Origin of the sequence: Azospirillum argentinense (assembly GCF_000632475.1) — a bacterium.
Taxonomy (GTDB): Bacteria; Pseudomonadota; Alphaproteobacteria; order Azospirillales; family Azospirillaceae; genus Azospirillum; species Azospirillum baldaniorum.
Genome location: NZ_CP007793.1, coordinates 1591736 through 1606238 on the forward strand (window position 1 = coordinate 1591736; position 14503 = coordinate 1606238).

General features: G+C 68.0%; 16 protein-coding genes. 6 read left to right on the forward strand and 10 right to left on the reverse strand.

What is annotated here, in order from left to right; translation table 11 throughout:
- Positions 1-119: 119 nt before the first annotated feature.
- From ABAZ39_RS07580 to ABAZ39_RS07605, 6 genes are all read right to left on the reverse strand, one after another.
- The gene (locus ABAZ39_RS07580) at positions 120-707 is read right to left on the reverse strand and encodes an OmpA family protein (protein WP_014240251.1); all 588 of its coding nucleotides are present in this window, start codon (positions 705-707) and stop codon (positions 120-122) included.
- Positions 708-920: 213 nt separating this feature from the next.
- Complete coding sequence (locus tag ABAZ39_RS07585; protein ID WP_051657865.1) at positions 921-1439, reverse strand: gamma carbonic anhydrase family protein; 519 nt, start codon at positions 1437-1439, stop codon at positions 921-923.
- A 35-nt stretch (positions 1440-1474) separates the two neighbouring features.
- A complete protein-coding gene (gene argC, locus ABAZ39_RS07590; protein ID WP_014240249.1) occupies positions 1475-2527 on the reverse strand; it encodes an N-acetyl-gamma-glutamyl-phosphate reductase in 1053 nt (350 codons plus the stop codon).
- A gap of 135 nt (positions 2528-2662) precedes the next feature.
- Entirely contained in the window at positions 2663-3145 is a 483-nt protein-coding gene (rpsI, locus tag ABAZ39_RS07595; protein WP_014240248.1) for a 30S ribosomal protein S9, read from the reverse strand.
- A 4-nt stretch (positions 3146-3149) separates the two neighbouring features.
- The gene (rplM, locus tag ABAZ39_RS07600; protein ID WP_014240247.1) at positions 3150-3614 is read right to left on the reverse strand and encodes a 50S ribosomal protein L13; all 465 of its coding nucleotides are present in this window, start codon (positions 3612-3614) and stop codon (positions 3150-3152) included.
- Between the two features lie 196 nt (positions 3615-3810).
- The gene (locus tag ABAZ39_RS07605; RefSeq protein ID WP_035673266.1) at positions 3811-4281 is read right to left on the reverse strand and encodes a PaaI family thioesterase; all 471 of its coding nucleotides are present in this window, start codon (positions 4279-4281) and stop codon (positions 3811-3813) included.
- A gap of 259 nt (positions 4282-4540) precedes the next feature.
- On the opposite strand from ABAZ39_RS07605, the gene ABAZ39_RS07610 reads away from it, so the two are divergent.
- The 4 genes from ABAZ39_RS07610 to ABAZ39_RS07625 all read left to right on the forward strand — a co-directional run bounded on the left by ABAZ39_RS07610 (position 4541) and on the right by ABAZ39_RS07625 (position 7985).
- Positions 4541-5347, forward strand: a complete 807-nt coding sequence (locus ABAZ39_RS07610) for an enoyl-CoA hydratase (protein WP_014240244.1) — start codon at positions 4541-4543, stop codon at positions 5345-5347.
- Positions 5344-5862, forward strand: coding sequence for a CoA-binding protein (locus ABAZ39_RS07615; protein ID WP_014240243.1), 519 nt, complete (start codon positions 5344-5346; stop codon positions 5860-5862). The genes ABAZ39_RS07610 and ABAZ39_RS07615 overlap by 4 nt, the downstream gene beginning before the upstream one ends.
- A gap of 18 nt (positions 5863-5880) precedes the next feature.
- Entirely contained in the window at positions 5881-7170 is a 1290-nt protein-coding gene (locus ABAZ39_RS07620) for an O-acetylhomoserine aminocarboxypropyltransferase (protein WP_038528179.1), read from the forward strand.
- A 158-nt stretch (positions 7171-7328) separates the two neighbouring features.
- Positions 7329-7985, forward strand: a complete 657-nt coding sequence (locus ABAZ39_RS07625) for an SPOR domain-containing protein (protein ID WP_144243476.1) — start codon at positions 7329-7331, stop codon at positions 7983-7985.
- Between the two features lie 4 nt (positions 7986-7989).
- On the opposite strand, the gene ABAZ39_RS07630 is transcribed toward ABAZ39_RS07625, so the two are convergent.
- Both ABAZ39_RS07630 and cutA read right to left on the reverse strand, forming a co-directional pair.
- Positions 7990-9204: an MFS transporter gene (locus tag ABAZ39_RS07630; protein WP_081862916.1), complete on the reverse strand. Its 1215-nt coding sequence runs from the start codon at positions 9202-9204 to the stop codon at positions 7990-7992.
- A 121-nt stretch (positions 9205-9325) separates the two neighbouring features.
- Positions 9326-9640, reverse strand: coding sequence for a divalent-cation tolerance protein CutA (gene cutA / locus ABAZ39_RS07635; protein WP_038528188.1), 315 nt, complete (start codon positions 9638-9640; stop codon positions 9326-9328).
- Positions 9641-9731: 91 nt separating this feature from the next.
- Between cutA and ABAZ39_RS07640 the strand changes: the two genes are divergently transcribed.
- Together ABAZ39_RS07640 and ABAZ39_RS07645 are read left to right on the forward strand one after the other, a co-directional pair.
- Positions 9732-10016, forward strand: coding sequence for a hypothetical protein (locus tag ABAZ39_RS07640; RefSeq protein ID WP_038528191.1), 285 nt, complete (start codon positions 9732-9734; stop codon positions 10014-10016).
- A 96-nt stretch (positions 10017-10112) separates the two neighbouring features.
- On the forward strand, positions 10113-10640 hold the full coding sequence (locus ABAZ39_RS07645; RefSeq protein ID WP_038528194.1) for an isopentenyl transferase family protein: 528 nt from the start codon (positions 10113-10115) through the stop codon (positions 10638-10640).
- A 16-nt stretch (positions 10641-10656) separates the two neighbouring features.
- Here ABAZ39_RS07645 and ABAZ39_RS33930 read toward each other — a convergent pair whose 3' ends face one another.
- Positions 10657-14028: a PAS domain-containing protein gene (locus ABAZ39_RS33930; RefSeq protein WP_160174805.1), complete on the reverse strand. Its 3372-nt coding sequence runs from the start codon at positions 14026-14028 to the stop codon at positions 10657-10659.
- 58 nt (positions 14029-14086) lie between these two features.
- A complete protein-coding gene (locus ABAZ39_RS07655) occupies positions 14087-14374 on the reverse strand; it encodes a hypothetical protein (protein ID WP_038528196.1) in 288 nt (95 codons plus the stop codon).
- Positions 14375-14503 lie beyond the last annotated feature (129 nt).

The window sequence follows — 14503 nt, forward strand, 5'->3', positions numbered from 1 at the left end:
GGCCAAAAGGGACGGCCAAAAAGAAAAGGCCCCGGACCGAAATCCGGGGCCTTTTCCTTTGTCGGCGAAAACCCCGGACCGAGGTCCGGGGCTCCGTGTCCCGAAAGGGAACCTGCGCCTTACGACGACGGGGCGTTCGCACCGCGCGGCAGGATCTGCGCACGACGGTTGGACGGCTCGCGGACGTTCGGGCCGGTCTGCACCAGGAGCTGGCTCTCGCCCTTGCCCTCGGTGGTGATGGCGCCGGCGGCGATGCCCTTGGAGACGAGGGCCTGCTTCACCGCCTCGGCGCGACGCACCGACAGACGCTGGTTGTAGGCCGGCGAACCCGAGGTGTCGGTGTGACCGACGACATGGACGCGGGCGTTGGCGCCCTTGCCGATGGCGGCGGCCGCATCGCCGATCACGCGATCGGCGGCCGGGGTGACGTTGGCCTTATCCCAGTCGAAGAACACGAGGTATTCGGTCTGGGCGCGGGCGGCCGGGGCCGGGGCAACCGCCGGAGCGGCGGCCGGCGGGCACTTGAAGCTGCCCTGGTGGGTGGCGTAGCCGCCATCCGCCGTGCGGACCGGGGTGTCGTTCCAGCCGATAACCGGATTGCACCACTCGGCGGTGTCGGCGCTCTGGGCCTGAGCCCCGGCGGTCAGGCCGAAAGCGACGACGGCGGCCGGCACGACGGCCATGGTAGCGCGGAAGAAGCTGTTCATTTCTCCACTCCCTTAGAGACACACTCCCTACCGCTTGGTTCGCGGAGGACGAATCGCACAAACGATAGGACATATCGCGTGCATGTAACGTGACAAAACGCGAAACATGTGGGGTTTGTCCACGTACAAACATACCCTCCGGAAGTCCTACACGTTTCGTGCCGGTGTCACTGTTGCTAGTATGCCACAGTGCTGCGACGCACTAAAGAGGTATTAGCCCTCTCTGTAGATTTGAGCAAGCCGCACGTAGTTCCGGATGTTTACCGGGAAGAAAGATGTGTCCTTTTCCGTAAGTGCACGCACGGGTCTTGCGGGACTTCCGGCCCAAAGTTGCCCGGCGGCAACACGCTTCCCAGGGGTCACCAGAGCTCCGGCGGCCACCATGGCCCCCGACTCGACATAGGCACCGTCCATGACGCACGCCTGCATGCCGATGAAGCAGCCGCTCTCCAGCGTGCAGGCGTGCAACAGGGCCATGTGGCCGATCGACACGTCGTCGCCGATGTAGGTCCCCTGCCCCGCCGAAGCGACGTGAATCACGGTACCGTCCTGGATGTTGGTGCGCGCACCGATTCGGATCTCGTTCACGTCGCCGCGGATGGTGCAGCCGAACCAGACACTGCTGCCCGGCCCGATCTCCACGTCGCCGATGACCGAGGCCGTCGGCGCCACATAGACGCTCGGGTCGATCTTCGGATGCGTGCCCTGGAAGGGCAATATCAGGCCGGACATCGCAGGCAATTTTTCCTCGGGCTGTTTCTCTTCGGTCACGGGAACAGCGGGGCCTGCTCCAGGCCGGTCGTCTCGCCCAGGCCGAACATGACGTTCATGTTCTGGATGGCCTGGCCGGAGGCGCCCTTCACCAGATTGTCGATGACCGAGACGATGATGGCGCCGCGCGGGGTGCGGTCGGGAAAGACGCCGATCAGGGCTTGGTTGGAGGCGCGGACGTGGCGGGTCGCCGGGGCGATGCCCGCTGCCGTGACGTTCACGAAGGGCTCCGACTCGTAGCGCGCGGTCAGGGTGGCGCGCAGGTCGTCGGCGGTGACCCCGTCGGCCATGCGGACGTAGATCGTCGCCATCATGCCGCGGTTCATCGGGACGAGGTGCGGCGTGAAGCTGACCGTCACCGGACGCCCGGCGGCCAGCCGCAGCTCCTGCTCGATCTCCGGCATGTGGCGGTGATGGCCGACGCCGTAGGCGTTGAAGCCCTCCGACACCTCGGTGAAGAGGTTCTGCTGCTTGGCGTCGCGCCCGGCGCCGGAGACGCCCGACTTGGCGTCGATCACGATGCCGCCCGGCTCGATCATCTCGTCCATCAGAAGCGGCAGCAGGGCCAGCAGCGAGCAGGTCGGGTAGCAGCCGGGGTTGGCGACCACGCGCGCCTTGCGCACGCCCTGCCGGTTGAACTCGGTCAGCCCGTAGGCGACCTCCTTCTGGAGCTCCACAGCGCGGTGCTCATGCCCGTACCAGGTGGCGTATTCGGCGGGGTCGGACAGGCGGAAGTCGGCGGACAGGTCCACCACCTTGATGTGGCGCGGCAGGCCGGCGATGACCTCCTGCGTGGTGCCGTGCGGCAGGGCGCAGAAGACGGCGTCCAGCTTGTCCCAGGCGACCTCCTCGATCTTCACGAGGCCGGGCAGGTTGAACTGGCCCAGATGCGGGAACACCTCCGCCATGGGCTTTCCCGCCTGTCGCTCGGCCGTCAGCGCGCAGATCTCCACGCCGGGATGGCGGAGAAGCATGCGCACCAGCTCGGCGCCGGTGTAACCGGACGCACCGAGAATGCCGACGCGGATGGGGGAAGTGCTGTTGGCCATGGACGCTGTTCCTTTTGACGCACGGGAATGGGCACGGAACGGTGAAGACGAATGAAACAGACCTGAAACAAGAAAGGGGCGTCCCGTCGGGACGCCCCTCGCTTGTACAGCAGTAACGCGGGTCCGCGGTAGGCTTTAGCGCTTCGAGAACTGGAAGCTGCGGCGGGCCTTGGCCTTGCCGTACTTCTTACGCTCGACGACGCGGGCGTCGCGGGTCAGGAAGCCGGCGGCCTTCAGCGGCGGACGGAGCGCCGGCTCGAAGTAGGTCAGCGCCTTGGAGATGCCGTGACGGACCGCACCGGCCTGACCGGACAGACCACCGCCGGCCACCGTGACCATCACGTCGAACTGGTCGGCGCGGTCGGTGATGCCGAACGGCTGGGCGATCATCATGCGCAGCACGGGGCGGGCGAAGTAGACTTCCTGGTCGCGGCCGTTGATGACGATCTTGCCGGAGCCCGGCTTGATCCACACGCGGGCGACGGCGTCCTTGCGCTTGCCGGTGGCGTAGGCGCGGCCCTGGGCGTCCAGCTTCGGGGCGACCACTTCGGCGGAGGCGGCGGCCGGAGCGGCAGCGATGTCCTTCAGGCCGGAAAGGGTGGTGGTAACCTGAGCCATTGGATTACGCGCTCCGCTTATTCTTCGGGTTCATGGCCGCAACGTCGAGAGCGACCGGCTGCTGCGCCTCGTGCGGGTGGGCGGCGCCCTTGTAGACCTTCAGGTGGGTCATCACCTTGCGGCCGAGCGGACCGCGCGGAACCATGCGCTCCACGGCCTTCTCGATCACGCGCTCCGGGTACTTGCCGTCCAGGATCTGGCCCTTGGAACGGCCCTTGATGCCGCCCGGATAACCGGTGTGCCAGTAGAAGATGTCGTCCTGGCGCTTGTTGCCGGTCAGCTTGACCTTCTCCGCGTTGATCACGACGACATGGTCGCCGCAATCCATGTGCGGGGTGAAGGTCGGCTTGTTCTTGCCGCGCAGGATGTTCGCCAGGATGCTGGCAAGCCGGCCGAGAACGAGGCCGTCGGCATCGACGACGTACCACTTCTTCTCGATGTCGGTCGGCTTCAGATTGAAGGTCTTCATCGCCACACTCGTTGACTAAACGTGGATCGGCGGGCCACCGAAACTGGACGTTCAATCCCCGGGGCGCCGAAGCGGCCGGTTTTGTACGCAGCGCAGAGGCACTCTGTCAACGGAAAAATGTCCGTTTTATATCAACGCTCTAGACGCGCGGTATTATTTTACCGCGAAAGCAAAGTCATTGATACCATTGAATTTTTCAGGACATTTCCGGATCGTGGTATCCTGATACCGCGAGCGTCACCGGGTCGTGCGGCGGAATCGAGTAGGTGCCGGTGGCGTGGGCGACGGGCTCCGGATCGCCCTCGGAGAACAACAGGACTTCGCCATAGGCCAGCCGCTTTCCCATCTTCAGGATCCGGCAATCGGCGGTGATGGCAACCGGCGCCGGACGGCGCAGGAAGTTGATGGTCATGCTGGTGGTCACGGCCAGTTCCACCCGCCCGATCAGGCTGAGCACGGCGGCGTAGAGCGCCACGTCGGCCAAGCCGAACATCGCCGGCCCGGTCACCGTGCCGCCGGGACGGACGAAGCTGTCGTTGTAGGGCAGCTTCATGCGCACGGTCCCGGCGCCAAGTTGCTCGATGGTGATTCCATAATTGCCGACCAGCGGCACGCCCTCGCGAATCAGGGCTTCCAGTTCCTCGGCGGACACGACCGGCGCGCTCATTCCCTCACCCATGGATTTTCTTATGGAGGCCCGATCATGGCGGACATTCCCCGGCCCGCCAAGCGCATCGCGGTGCCGTCTATTTTACACAACCATCCGAGGCCAAACGGCATTAAATCTACAAACGTTATCAACAAATAGGTTGAGTTGTCCGCCTTGGCACCGTTAGATGAACGGACCACACGCCCGGTTCCGTGGCGGGGGCGGTCGGGGTACTGTTCCCGCCAACGATCAAAACATCCGGGAGGATTGGACAGCGATGAACGACACCCCGCCCCTCATCGGCGACGACGCGCCGCTGGTTCTCCGCGAGGACCGCGACGGAGTCGCCACCCTGACGCTGAACCGCCCGCAGGCGCGCAACGCCCTGTCCGTCGGGCTGATGGGCGCGCTGCAGGCGGAGCTGGACACCATCCACCAGGACTCCACGGTCCGCGCCGTGGTGCTGGCCGGGGCCGGGCCGGCCTTCTGCGCCGGGCACGACCTCAAGGAGATGCGCGCCAATCCGGACCGCGCGGCCTATGAATCGCTGTTCGTCCAGTGCTCAAAACTGATGCTGACGGTCAGCCGCATCCGCCAGCCGGTGATCGCCAAGGTCCACGGCATCGCCACGGCGGCGGGGTGCCAGCTCGTCGCCACCTGCGACCTCGCCTATTGCGCCGACACGGCGCGATTCGCCACGCCGGGCGTGAACATCGGCCTGTTCTGCTCCACCCCCATGGTGGCGCTGAGCCGCGCCGTGGGGCGCAAGGCGGCCATGGAAATGCTTCTGCTCGGCGACCTGATCGGCGCCGAGGAAGCGGTGCGCATCGGCCTTGTCAACCGCGCTGTGCCGGCCGACCGGCTCGACGCCGTGGTGACGGAGGCCGCCGGCAAGATCGCCGCGAAGTCGCCGCTGACTCTCGCCATCGGCAAGGAGGCCTTCTACCGCCAGATCGAGCTGGACGTGGAGGAGGCCTACGCCTACGCCGCCCGCGTGATGACCGAGAACATGCTGGCCCGCGACGCCGAGGAAGGCATCGACGCCTTCCTGCAGAAGCGCCCTCCGGTGTGGTGCGGCCAATGAGCGGCCCCGCCCCCTCGCACGACGGCTACAGCGACGAGTTCATCCGCGGCGTTCTGGATCGGGTGAAGACCATCGCCCTGGTCGGCGCGTCGAACGACCCGGTGAAGGCCAGCTTCATCGTGCTGAAGTACCTGCGCGACAAGGGCTACCGGGTCATCCCCATCAACCCGAAGCTCGCCGGCCAGACCATCCTCGGCGAGCGGGTCCACGCCAGCCTGTCGGAGTTGCCGGAGCCGCCGGACATGGTGGATGTCTTCCGCAACGCCACAGCCGCCGGAGGGGTGACCGACGAGGCCATCGCCATCGGCGCCAAGGTGGTGTGGATGCAGCTCGGCGTGCGCAACGACGAGGCGGCGGCGCGGGCCGAGGCGGCGGGGCTGACCGTCATCATGAACCGCTGTCCCAAGATCGAGCTTCAGCGCCTGTTCCACGAGATCGGGCGCATCGGCGTCAACTCCAACATCCTGACGTCCAAGAAGGCCGCACCGGCCAAATCCTTCAAAAAACTGATGTAAAAAGCAGAGGAAGCCATCATGAGCGAGCAGAAGTCCTTCGGTTTCGAAACCCGCGCCATCCACGCCGGCGCCGCCCCCGACCCCGCCACCGGGGCGCGCCAGACGCCGATCTACCAGACGACCAGCTTCGTCTTCGACGATGTGGACGACGCGGCCTCGCTGTTCAACCTCCAGAAGGTCGGCTTCATCTACTCCCGCCTGACCAACCCGACCGTGTCGGTGCTGGAGGAGCGGCTCGCCAACCTGGAAGGCGGCGCCGGGGCCACGGCCACCTCCTCCGGCCACGCCGCGCAGCTGCTCGCCCTGTTCCCGCTGATGGAGCCGGGCGACGAGATCGTCGCCTCGCGCAAGCTCTACGGCGGCACGCTCAACCAGCTCGGCACCAGCTTCCCGCGCGCCTTCGGCTGGAAGTCCGTCTTCGTGGACACCGACCAGCCGGAGAACGTCCGCGCCGCCATCACCGCGAAGACCAAGGCCATCTTCGTGGAAAGCCTCGCCAACCCCGGCGGCGTGGTCACCGACCTGGAGGCCATCGCGAAGATCGCCGACGAGGCCGGCATTCCGCTGATCGTCGACAACACGCTGGCGACCCCGTACCTGATCAACCCGATCCAGTGGGGCGCCACGCTGGTCGTGCATTCGACCACGAAGTTCCTGTCCGGCAACGGCACCTCGGTCGGCGGCGTGGTCATCGACAGCGGCACCTTCGACTGGGGAAAGTCCGGCAAGTTCCCCGCCCTGTCGGAGCCGGACGCCGGCTATCACGGGCTGAAGTTCCAGGAGACCTTCGGTCATCTGGCCTTCACCATCCACGGCCACGCCGTCGGCCTGCGCGACCTCGGGCCGAGCCAGGCGCCGCTGAACGCCTTCCTGACGCTGAACGGCATCGAGACGCTGCCGCTGCGCATGCAGCGCCACAGCGACAGCGCCCTGAAAGTCGCGCAGTTCCTGGAAAGCCACCCGGCGGTGGGCTGGGTCAGCTACGCCGGACTGGAATCGTCCAAGTACAACGCGCTCGCCAAGAAGTACCTGCCGAAGGGTGCCGGCGCCGTGCTGACCTTCGGCGTCAAGGGCGGCTTCGACACCGGGGTGAAGGTGGTGGAGAACGTCCAGCTCCTCAGCCATCTCGCCAACATCGGTGACAGCCGGTCGCTGATCATCCACCCCTCCTCGACCACGCACCGTCAGCTGTCGCCCGAAGGTCAGGCCCAGGCGGGCGCCGGCCCGGACGTGCTGCGCCTGTCGATCGGCCTGGAGAGCGTGGAGGACATCATCGCCGACCTCGACCGCGCGCTGTCGGCTGCCTGATGCCGGCTCCCCTCCGCCCGCTGCGGCGTCCGGCCCGGCGGGCGGAGGGGTACCCCGCAAGAGGTAGACATGACGCGAAGGGCTGAGCGCTGGCCGTTCCATTGACCGCCGCAGGTCATAGCACCGACCCTGACGCGAACAGGGTGGGGAAGCGGAGCATGAGCGGACGGCTCAGGCGGGGGGTGGCGGCGGTCGCGGTGCTGGGGCTGGGCGGCTGCGCGGGAGCGCCGGTGGCGATGACCGCCGCGTCCTTCGCGGTGGACGGGATGCTGTATGTCGGAACCAACAAGAGCAGCACCGACCACATGCTGTCGGCGATGCTGCAGCAGGATTGCGCGACCTTCCGTGTCCTGAGCCAAGGCTATGTCTGCAGGCCGGTGATTGTGCCGGTGGTCCGCAGCGCCGAGAGCGTACCGATCCCCCTTCCGGAAACCGAACCATCACCCGCCCCCGCCCCGCCCCCGCCGCTCCCCGTGACGGCGGAGGTGGAGATCGCCGCGCTGCCGCCGATGCCGCGTGCCGCCGAACGGCGCTTCCTCGTGGTGGCGGGCAGCTTTTCGAAGCGTGGACAGGCCGAAGCCCAGCGCGCGCGGCTGGGCCATCCGGAGGCCGACATCTTGGCGGCCGACGTGCAGGGCCGGCGCATCCACCGGCTCGTCCTGCCGCCGGAGGATCGCCCGACCGCCCTGCGCCGCTTGGCCGAGATCCGCGCCGCCGGGGTCGGCGACGCGTGGCTCCTGACCTGGAAGGGGCGGACGGTGGTCGCCGATCTGCCCGGCGACGCGCCCTACCCCAGCCTGCCGGACAAAATGTAAGCCGTCACTCCGCCGCCGCCATCGGCGCCGCGGCGGGCTTGGCCGGAACGTCGCGATCGCGCGGCAGCAACAGCGCCGCCGCGAAGGCGACCAGAGCCAGCACCGACAGCGTGGCGTAAAGCATCACGAACTCGCCCGTCCGCTCATAGACCAGGGCGACCAGCTGCACGGCCAGGGGGCCGGCGCCGAAGGACAGGATGAACTTGGCGCCATAGGCCAGCCCGCGGTGCTTTTCCGGGGTGTAGCGGGCGAGCAGAAGATTCTCCGCCGGGATCTGCACCTGGGAGGCGACGACGACCAGAGCCGCCGCACCGACCAGCGGCAGATCGGCCAGGACCGCCACCGCCGCCATCATCGGCACCTGGACCAGCAGGCACAGGGTGTAGATGCGCTTCAGCGGGTACTTGTCCGCCAGATGCCCGCCGATGAGCTGCGGCAGGGCGGCGAACAGATAGACCGCCGTCACCACGCCGCCGACGCCCAGCGTGCTGCCGCCCAGCAGGTCGCTCAGCCGCGCCTCGAACAGCTTCGGCAGCACCACCTGCATGGCGTTGAACATCAGCCCGGCGCAGACCATCGTCACCGACAGCACGAAGAAGGCGCGGATCACGTCGCCGCGCGAGGCCTTGGGGATCGGCTTCACGTCGCCCTGGCGGTCCTCGACCTTGCCCGTGGCGATCAGCAGGGCCAGAACGACGCCCAGCCCCAGGCAGACCGCACCCGGAATCAGGAAGGCGGAGCGCCATCCCAGCCATTCGGTCAGACCGCCGGCCACCACCGCCGCCGAGGCGATGCCGATGGTGCCGAAGATGCCCTGATAGCCCAGCGCCTTGCCGCGGTTGGTGGCGTTCTTGACCATCCAGGCCATGCCCACCGGGTGGTAGATGGAGGAGCCGAGCCCGAGCACCGCCAACGCCCACAGCAGCGCCTCCGGACCGTCGGTCAGGCCGCAGGCGATGGTCCCCGCCCCGGTCAGCAGGAAGAAGACCGCCATCATCCGGCATTCGCTCCAGCGGTCGCCCAGCCAGCCGGCCAGCGGCGCGCCGACGCCGATCATCAGCGCGCCGAGCGTCCACAGCCGGATCAACTCGTCGTAGGGCAGCTTCCATTCCCGCTCCAGCGCCAGGACGACAGTCAGAAACAGGGCCGACACGATGTGCATCAGCGCATGGCCGATCCAGGAAAAGCCGATCGACAGCCGCGCCGATGTGTCGGTCATGGAAATTCTCCGCATCCGGATGATTTGCGCTTGAAAGCAACCCTTGCGAAACTGGCACGCGGGTCGGAGGCGGTCCAATGCGCCGCCGTCATGGCCGACATGCGGCGGCTGGCATCGGGGCTCAGGCGGTCTCGTCGCGCAGCCAGTCCAGATAGGCCGGGTTGCCACGCCCCACCCTCAGCTCGACCACGCAGGGCACGTCGTAGCTGTGCAGCTCCCGCACCCGCGCGGCCAGCCGGTCGAACAGATCCGCCCGCGTCTTGGCGATCAGCACCGTTTCCGTGGCTTCCTCGATGGCGTCCTGCCAGCGGTAGATGGAGGTCATGCCGTCGAAGATGTTGGCGCAGGCGGCCAGCCGCTCCTCGACCAGCGCGCGGCCGATGCGCCGGGCCTCGTCCCGCGATCCGGCGGTGATGTAGGCGAAGACGAATTCCATGACCGAACCCTTTCGATGTAGAGTGCCCGAATCTTGCCACAGGCCGCAGGGCGCAACAGCCAGGCCGCAACATCTTCCGAGGCGACGAACCATGGCCGCACCCCGACGCACCACGTCCCGACGCCGCCCCACCGAGGCGCAGGCGGCGTGGCTGCGCAACGGCCTGGAGCAGCCCGGCGGCAAGCTGCCCCTGTTCGACGGCGACGGCCAGCGTGTCAAGCGCCAGACCATCGAAAGCTGCCTGAAGTCCGGCTGGGCCGCGCGCTGGTTCGACAACCCGCTGAAGCCCGACTGGCTGGTCTGCCGCCTGACCGACGCCGGCCGCGCCGCCCTCGCCCCCAGCCCGGCCGCGAAGGAACTCGTCCAGGCGGAATGAACGCCGGACGGGTGACGATTCTCCCTCTGAACACCATGTTGCGGTCCGCGAACGCTCGCGGCCCGACCAAGCTTTGTTTTGCAACGGTATCAATCCATGCAGCTCTCCGACCTCGGCCACCGCATTTGCATCCTCGGGCCGTCCAACAGCGGAAAATCCACGCTTGCCGAAGCGATCGCGCGGCAACGCGGCTTTCCCGTCGTCCACCTCGACCGGCTGTACCACGCCCCCGGCACGGATTGGCAGCCGCGGCCGACCGAAGAATTCATCGCCCTGCACGACGCGGCCATCGCCGGCGACCGCTGGATCATGGAGGGAAACTACTCACGCTGCATTCCGCAGCGTTTCCAGCGGGCGACGGGCCTGATCTACCTGGACGTGCCCATGCCGCTCAGCCTGCTGCGCTACGTCCGCCGAACCCTGTTCGAGCGGGAACGGCGCGGCGCACTGGAGGGCCGCCGGGACAGCATCAAGTGGGAGATGATCCGCCACATCGCCGTCACCACCCCGAGAAACCGGGCGCGGAACCTGCGGACCTTCGATCAGGCCGACCTGCCGAAGATCCGGATCGACTCCGCGCGGGACCTGAACGCGTGGTACCGGCGCTGGGGCCTCACGCGATAAGGCCGCGGCGCACGCCTCACGCCGACACGGCCTTCAGTTGCTGGTCCACCGCCGCCGCCAGTTCACGGGGGGTGACCGGCTTGTGGATCACCGTCAGCCCGTGGGCGGTGGCGTCCAGCAGGCAGTCCGGCCCCGTCTCGCCGGTCAGGATCACCCCCGGAATCCCGCTGCCGTAGCGCTCGCGCACGCGCAGGATCACCTCGGTCCCGATCCGCCCCTCGCGCAGCCGGTAATCGGCGATCACGATGTCGGGAACGCGGGTCTGTGCCGACAGACGCTCCATGGCCTGATCGGCGCTGCCCGCCGCCAGCACCGCATAGCCCCATTCCGTCAGGATCAGCTGAAGCCCCATCAGCACGATGGCGTCGTCGTCCACCAGAACGGCGAGGCGGCCCTGCCCCATTCCCGGTGCCGCACCCCCCGCCCCCACGGCGGCGGCGACCACCGTTTCGCCCATCGGCACCAGAACCCGGAAGGCCGAGCCCCTGCCCACCGCGGAACGCACCTCCACCGGATGGTCGAGCAGCCGCGACAGGCGCCGCACGATGGCGAGGCCGAGGCCGAGGCCCTGGTTGCGGTCCCGCTCCGGGTTGCCGACCTGATGGAACTCCTCGAAGATCCGCTCCAGATGGTCGTCGGGAATGCCCATGCCGGTGTCCTGGACGACGATCGACAGGAACCGCCCGTCCGGCCGGCACTGCACCCGCACCAGCCCGCTGTCGGTGTAGCGGATGGCGTTTTCGACCAGATTGCGCAGCATCCGGCCCAGCAGCGTGCGGTCGCTGCGCACCCGCCCGGCGGCGACCTCGACTTGCCAGCCGATGCCCTTGCCCGCGGCGACCGGCGCGTAGGCGGCGCGGATGGGGTCCAGCACCTCCCCGATGTCGAAATCCTCGAACACCGGCGTCACCACCCCGGCGTCGAGGCGCGACACGTCGAGCAGGCTGTCCAGCAGCCCCTTCAACGCGTCCAGCCCCTGCTCCAGATGGGTCAGGATCTTGGTGCCGGCGGGGGACCCGACATGGGCCGACAGGGCGGCGGCGAAGAAGAACAGCGACTGGAGCGGCTGGCGCAGATCGTGGCTGGCCGCCGCCAGGAACTTCGACTTGGCGAGGTTGGCGCGCTCCGCCTCGTCGCGGGCGGAGCGCAGTTCGGCCTCCATCGCCTTGCGCTCGGTGATGTCCTCGGCGACGGTGATGCGGTAGGCCGGCTCCGTACCGGTGATCCGGGCGAGCGAGGAGGTCACCCGCACCCACACCGCTCCGCCGTCCTTGCGGCGGTAGCGCTTTTCCAGCGCGTAGCTGGACAGTTCCCCGGACAGCAGCCGCTCGATCAGTTCTTCTTCCGCCGCCAGATCCGCCGGGTCGGTGATGTCGCGGTAGGTCCGCCTCAGCAACTCCTCGCGCGGATAGCCAATGATGTCGCAGATCTTGGCGTTGACGTCGAGGATGCGTCCATCCAAGCCGACCCGCTCGATGCCCACCGCGGCCAGTTCGAAGACCGACCGGAACCGTTCGTCGCTCTGGCGACGCGCCGTCTCGGCCCGGCGCAGGTCGGTGACCTCCATCACGACGGCGCCGACCGCCGCGACCTCCATCCCTTCATGCACGGGGAACAGAGCGGTCAGCCAGTGGCGCGTCACGCCGGGTTCCTTGGGCGTCTCACCCACGATCTCCCGGTAGGGGATCGGTTCGCCGCTGTCGAACACCCGGTCGATCAGCGGCTCGACGCTGGCGCCCACGACGGGCATCAGGTCTGCCAGCGTGCGCCCCATGTGGGCCTCGGCCAGGATGCCGTTGCAATCCGCCAACTGCTCGTTGATGCGGATGTAGCGGCGCTCGCGGTCGAAGAAGGCGAAACCGACCGGCGCGTTCTGCAGCAGGCTGTTCAACTGCGCCAGCAACGCATTCTTTTCCCGGTTGGCCGAAACCAGCGCCGCCTCCCCCCACTTGCGGGCGGTGGTGTCCTGGAAGAAGACGGCCAGCCCGTCCGGCGACGGAAATGCCCGCACGGCGAACCAGGATTCGAAGGCCGTGCAATACTCCTCGAACTCCACCGGCGTCTGATCCTGCATGGCGCGGCGGTAATTCTCCCCGAACGCGCTGGCGGCGACCTCCGGGAAGACGTCCCAGAGATCCTGGCCGATCAGGTCGCGCCCCCCGGCGATCAGCGTCCGGGCGCGCTCGTTCATGAAGGTGATGCGCCAGTGGCGATCCACCTCGAACACGCCGTCGGTGATGCTGCCCAGAACGGCGGCCGTCTTGTGGGCCAGCGCGTTGGCCTGCTCCCGAACCTGCTGCTGGCGGGCCAGTTCCTCGGCCATGCCGTCGAAGGCGCGGGCCAGCGTGCCGAGTTCGGACGACTGGTCGGCCACGCCGCTGCGCGCCGTCAGGTCGCCGCCCTTCCAGCGCTCCGCCGTCGCGACCAGCGCCGCCACCGGCCGCCGCAGGAACCGGCTGGCACCCCACCAGACGGCGAGCAGCGTCAGCAGCAGCACTATGGCGATGCCCGTCATCGCCTGAACCATCGCGCCGCGGATGGGTCCCAGCGCCTCGCCCTTGTCCAGGCAGACCACGACGCCGATGCCGTCCAGGCTCCGGCCGGTCGGCTGATAGGCGACGATGCGCGGCCGCCCGTCCGGCCCGGTCACTTCGGCGACGCCGGGTGCGTCACGGGAGAGCAGCGCGATGACCGACGGGGACAGCACGCCGCCATCCGTCTGGCTGGGCCCCGTCTGGCTGGACCCCGTCTGGTTCGGCAGAGGCGGCACCGGGGGCACCTGGGCGACCACCCGGTCGCGGCGGTCCACCAGCGTGATCCGCGCGTTGTCGGACAGCGGCCGCTTGGACAGGAAATCGGCGATCCAGGAAATGTCGGTCATCGCCGTCACGACACCGGCCGCCCGGCCCTCCGCGTCCTGGAAGGCCAAGGCGACGGGCATGGCGGAGCGCCCGTCGGTCCGCCGGAAGACATGCTCGCCCAGCGTCATCCGGCCGCTGTCCAGCGCGTCGCGGAAATAATCGCGGTCGGCGATGGAAATCCCCAGCGCTGCGCGATCGGTCGAGCAGCGCACCACCCCGTCCAGCCCGGCGATCACGATGCCGAGATGGCCGGGATACGACGCGCGCAGATCGTCCATCAGCGCCTGACAGGCCGGAGAACCGGGCGCGCGCGCCGGGTCGGCCTTCACCAGCGTGCTCAGCACCTGCCGCAGCCCGTCGATCATGCGGTGCTGCTCCGCCTCGAACAGAGAGGCGAGGTGCAGGGCGTCCCGCCCCACCTCCGCCTCCCGCGCGGCGCGGAGGGCCAGCTCGTTCCTGACCTCGATGACGGCCGCCGGAATCATCGCCACGAGGACGAGAAGCAACAGGCGGTGAAGCAAGCTCATGCCGGGCGGCTTTCGGAAAATGGTTCCGCGTGACCGTGCGCGATGCTCGACCGTCCCGTCAACGGATACGCGTTGCCTTCCAGGCGCCGGAGCGTTCGGCACCGGCGGCGATGCGACGGTCGGCGATCTCCGTTTCATCCACCTCGGCGATCCCGGCGTGCTTCAGGGCGCGCAGAAGGACGCTGCGGACGGTCGTTCCCTCCTCCTCGGCGCGGCGGCGGACGGCGCGCTTGACGCTCTGCGGCACCATGGCGGCCAGTTGCACGTCGGGTTCACGGCGGTCCGACGGCGCTGGATTGGCGTTGGACGGAATGGTGTGGGCGGGTCGGAGGGGGTGGTCGCGCATCGGTCCTGCCGTACATGGTTCGAAGGTACGAAACCATCCCCTCTTATAGTTAATTTCTTGTTAACCATAAATCCAGCGGCAGTGCCAGGGGTTTACCCTACGCCGGAATAGCGGTTGACCTGTCCAATC